Raw genomic sequence first — 5003 nt, forward strand, 5'->3', positions numbered from 1 at the left:
ACATTCACTTCCCGCCCGTAGCGCTCCAACATCCTTCGCCAACCCAGATAATTTCTCAGATAGTGGGTCGCTACCCCATGGAACCGCTCCATCCACTCTTTCAACCGACGGTGATATCCGTTTACATGCTGGATATGGTACGCGCCAACCACACGCTCGCCTTGGCGATTGCGCACGACCTGATGGGTCACTCCCTGCGCTTTGCTGAAACTGGCATACACCCCGGCGCCGTCGCTACACAACACCGCATCTGACGAGACAAGGGGTGTCAAAACAGCTATCACCGTCTCGGCATTCATTTTCTCCAACTGAAAATCCGCATGGTGACCAGCCCGGTCCTGAACCACCATCACCGGGATGTAATCCGGCCCTGTGCCTCGGGTACGGCCTTTGCCCCCACGGTGGCGGGCCGGGCGGGGCAAACCACGTTGCCCTTTAAACGACTCCAAGAAGAAGGTCTCATCAACCTCGACGATACCCCCTTCCCGTGCCGCCTGGTGACTCGCCATGGCTTTCAGGAAGCGGTGACGCCACAAGAAGGCGGTGTTTTTACAGACTCCGCAGCGGACGGCAGCCTGTCGGACGGTCAGACCGTCGATGAGGGCCTGGGCGTAGTCTTCCCAGCATTGTGCCTTGCGAAGTCGAGCCAGAGGCGTCTTGGTGAGAACGGAACTGGTGCGTAGACACTGCTTGCAGCGATAACGACGCAGCCCTCGACTCCAACCCCAGGGAGCCAACTGCGTAGCCTCGGCCTGACAGTGAGGGCAACATCGACAAGCGGGGAGTTGAGCGGCCAGCGAGGTGATTGGGTGAGGGGTAGTGAGTTCATGTTGCGCGAGGCGACGCTGGCGCATGGTGAGCTGTGGAAAGAGAGACAGTAGATGTTGAAAGGCTTGGGTATCCATGATGGAGGCCCTCAGGGTGATGACCTACTTCAAGGTTAGCCTTTCAACATGTAATTGGGACAGCGCCATGAAAAAGGGGCCCCCGACAGGGGCCCCTTCTGTTTTTTGCGTGCTTGCCGTGACTCAACCCAGCATGTAATCCGCCGGCAGTTCGATGCGGGCCACCCCGGAGGCAACCGCCGCCAGTGCCACCGCACGGGCAACCCGCGGCAGCAGGCGGGCGTCCATGGGCTTGGGAATGACGTAATCCTTGCCGAAGGCGAGTTCACTCACGCCAGCGGCGGTCAGCACCTCGGCGGGCACCGGCTCCTTGGCCAGAGCCCGGATAGCCTCCACTGCCGCGATCTTCATGGCATCGTTGATGCGGCTGGCACGGGCGTCGAGGGCGCCGCGGAAGATGAAGGGGAAGCAGAGCACGTTGTTGATCTGGTTCGGGTAGTCCGAGCGGCCGGTACCCATGATGAGATCCCCGCGTACTCCGTGAGCCAGGGCAGGCTTGATCTCGGGGTCTGGATTGGAGCAGGCGAAGATCACCGGGTTGGGGGCCATCAGGGCCACCGCCTCGGCGGGCAGTACGTCCGGGCCGGAGACGCCGACGAAGACGTCAGCCCCGTCGATGGCCTCCATCAGGGTGCGCAGGGGGGTGTCGTTGGCGAAACGCTGCTTGTACTGGTTGAGATCGGTGCGGCCGCTGTGGATAACACCCTGGCGGTCCAGCATGAAGATGTTGTGCGGCGCAGCCCCGCACTTGATCAGCAGATCCATGCAGGCGGTGGCGGCGGCGCCGGCGCCCATGCAGACGATGCGGCTGGTGCCAATCTCCTTGCCCTGCACTTCCAGCGCGTTGAGCAGTCCGGCTGCGGTGACGATGGCGGTACCGTGCTGGTCATCGTGGAACACCGGGATGTCGCAGCGGGCGATCAGCGCCTCTTCAATCTCGAAGCACTCGGGGGCCTTGATGTCTTCCAGGTTGATGCCGCCAAAGGTGTCGGCGATGGCGGCCACCGTATCGATGAACTGGGCGCTGGTCTCGTGCTTCACCTCGATGTCGATGGCGTCGATGCCGGCAAAGCGCTTGAACAGCAAGGCCTTGCCCTCCATCACCGGCTTGGAGGCCAGCGGGCCCAGATTGCCCAGCCCCAGAATGGCGGTGCCGTTGGAGATGACGGCCACCAGGTTGCCCTTGCCGGTGTAGCGGTAGGCATCGGCCGGATTGGCGGCGATCTCGCGTACCGGTTCGGCAACGCCCGGGCTGTAGGCCAGCGCCAGATCGCGAGCGGTCTCGGCGGGCTTGGTGAGGGCGATGGCGATTTTGCCCGGGACAGGTTGGGCGTGGTAGTCGAGTGCCTGTTGGCGGAGATCGTGCTGCTGATCGGACATGGGGGACCCCGATACGGAAATGAATGAGTGATGCGTTGGCTCGCCAGCGGGCGAGGGCTGAGGATCATAAAGAAATCCCCCGCCCTTTCACAGCATAAAATATCGCTGGATAGCAATGACACGCTAGTCAGTAGCATGTCATGCCACCCAAAACTACCCAATTAGTTATAGATTCGATTTCAATCCATGACTGGAATGCCGGCTTTTGCCTCTGCCTGCCGGGCGATGGCTTCCGTCATCCCCTGGAAGATGAAGAGGTGGAACGGCAGCATGGCGAGCCAGTAGGCCAGTCCCCAGGCCCCCTGTGGATGCCAGTGGGCCGTCACCCGCAACCGGGTCAGGCCGGACTCCAGGGGCTGAATGTTGAACTCCAGCCGACCGACGCCGGGGGCCTTCATGTTGAACAGCAGATCCAGCCTGCGTCCTTCATCCACCCCGAGGATCTGCCAGGAGTCCAGCATGTCCCCCTTAACGAAGCGATCCGGGTTGGTGCGTCCCCGGGTCCGGGCCGGGCCGCCGATCAGGTGATCCATCCATTCGCGCACCACCCACAGCTCGTTCATGTAGAAGTAGCGCTGCTCACCCCCCAGCTGCTGCAACACCTGCCACACCACCTCGGGGGCGGCGAGGCAATCCGCCTCCCCGCTGGCGGTGCGGTCGTAGAAGCCATATTCGGGATGACGCCAGCGCAGACCAAGGGGCGTCTCCTCCCCGTGCTGCTCGGCACCGAGCCTCTGCTCCAGCGCCAAGCTCTCCGCCAGCGCCTCGTCGAAGCTGAGCAGATGCTGGGGCAGCAGGGCGCGCAAGGGGCCGTCATCCGCCGGGATGTCGTGCTTGAGCCCCCCCACCAGCGCCTTGGCGATGGGCTGGGGAACCGAGGTGGCGAACTGCAGCCACCAGGCGGAGAGCCGGGGGCTCAAAAAGGGGATCGGAATGATGGGGCAGCGTTTGCCGATGTGGGCGGCGAACTTCTGGAGCTGCTGCTGGTAGCTGAGCAGCTCGGGGCCGGCCGCATTGAAGATCTGGCCATCCACCCCGTCGGCTTCCACCAGCCCGCCCAGATAGTGCAAGAGGTTGGAGAGGGCGATGGGGGGCGTGCGGGAACGCACCCACTTGGGCGTCACCATCATGGGCAGGTTGTACACCAGATCCCGCATCACCTCGAACGCCGCCGAGCCGGGGCCTATGATGATGCCGGCACGCAGCTCTACCGTGGGCACCCCTGCGCTGCGAAACAGCTCCCCACAGTAGCGCCGGGAGTTGAGGTGGCGACTGTTGCAGGGCTCGGGCTGGATGGCCCCGAGATAGACGATGCGGCGCACCCCGGCGGCACGGGCGGCGGCGGCGAAGTTCTTCACTCCCTGCTGCTCCAGCCGGTGAAAACCGGCCCCCGCCCCCATGGCGTGTACCAGATAGAAGACGGTGTCGACCCCCGCCAGCGCAGGGGGCAGGGTGGCAGGCTTGAGGCTGTCGGCGAGGCGAAACGCCACCCCCTCCGGCAGACGGCAGGGACGACGGGCCCCGGCGATGACCCTGTACCCCAGACCCTGCAGATGGGGCACCAGGTAGGATCCTATGTACCCGGCAGCTCCCATCACCAGACATGTGCGCATCGGCTCTTCTCCCTTGGTTGAGCCAACACCATAGGGCAAAGCGGGGAATTACAGAATGGCGGCCAATAAAAAAGGCTATGTCCCAATTACGTGTTGCATCGGGTGCCCTAGCGCCTCATGCAAACACATCTTGGTATTTACCTCCCTGCCGTAACGTTCCAGCATCCTGCGCCAGCCCAGATAATTCCTCAGGTAGTGGGTTGCGACTCCATGGAATCGTTCCATCCACTCCTTCAACCGCCGGTGATATCCGTTCACATGCTGGATGTGGTATGCCCCAATGACTCGCTCACCTCGACGGTTGTACACCACCTGATGTGTTATGCCCCGCGCTTGGCTGAAACTGGCATACACCCCTGCACCATCACTGCAGAGCACTGCATCGGGCGCGATGAGTGGCTGCAACACCGCTTTCACCGTCTGCGCATCCAGCCTTTCCAGCTGAAAGTCGGCTTGATGGCCCGCCCTGTCCTGCACCACCATCACCGGGATGTAATCCCGCCCGGTCCCCCGGGTACGCCCTTTCCCGCCACGATGTCTTGCCGGACGAGGCAACCCTCGCTGCCCCTTGAACGATTCGAGGAAGAAGGTTTCATCCACTTCCACAATGCCTTCTTCCCGTGTTGCCTGGTGGTTTGCCATCGCCTTCAGGAAGCGGTGACGCCACAAGAAGGCGGTGTTCTTGCAAACACCGCAGCGGACGGCGGCCTGGCGGACAGTGAGCCCGTCGATGAGAGTCTGGGCGTAGTCCTCCCAATGCTCAGCCTTACGTAATCTGGCCAAAGGCGTCTTGGTGAGGAGGGAGCTGGTTCGCCGACACTGCTTACAACGGTAACGACGCAGCCCACGGCTCCAGCCCCAGGGGGCCAGCTGGGTGGCATCCGCCTGGCAGTGGGGACAGCCGCAGCATGTGGGTAACTGGGCATGGAGGGACGTAATCGGGTGTGGAGCGGCGAGCTCATGCTGAGCGACACGGCGCTGACGCAGAGTAAGTAATGGAAAGAGGGACAACAGGTGTTGGAAGGCTGGCGTATCCATGATGAAGGTCCTCGCGGTGATGACCTACTTCCAGATTAGCCTTCCAACACATAATTGGGACAGCGCC

At 62.5% G+C, this 5003-nt stretch carries 4 protein-coding genes; all 4 read right to left on the reverse strand.

Translation table 11 applies throughout. The features are described 5' to 3' along the window. The coding region (locus AB5Y50_RS09455) for an IS1595 family transposase (protein WP_210600941.1) at window positions 1-905 on the reverse strand (905 nt) is incomplete at its 3' end. 123 nt (window positions 906-1028) lie between these two features. Next, complete coding sequence (locus AB5Y50_RS09460) at window positions 1029-2285, reverse strand: malic enzyme-like NAD(P)-binding protein (RefSeq protein WP_069784933.1); 1257 nt, start codon at window positions 2283-2285, stop codon at window positions 1029-1031. Between the two features lie 179 nt (window positions 2286-2464). Next, the gene (locus AB5Y50_RS09465) at window positions 2465-3898 is read right to left on the reverse strand and encodes a DUF2867 domain-containing protein (protein ID WP_010676077.1); all 1434 of its coding nucleotides are present in this window, start codon (window positions 3896-3898) and stop codon (window positions 2465-2467) included. 75 nt (window positions 3899-3973) lie between these two features. Further along, the gene (locus AB5Y50_RS09470; protein ID WP_319882837.1) at window positions 3974-4936 is read right to left on the reverse strand and encodes an IS1595 family transposase; all 963 of its coding nucleotides are present in this window, start codon (window positions 4934-4936) and stop codon (window positions 3974-3976) included. Between the last annotated feature and the right edge of the window lie 67 nt (window positions 4937-5003).

Source organism: Aeromonas sp. s6 (genome assembly GCF_040907815.1).
Taxonomy (GTDB): Bacteria; Pseudomonadota; Gammaproteobacteria; order Enterobacterales; family Aeromonadaceae; genus Aeromonas; species Aeromonas caviae.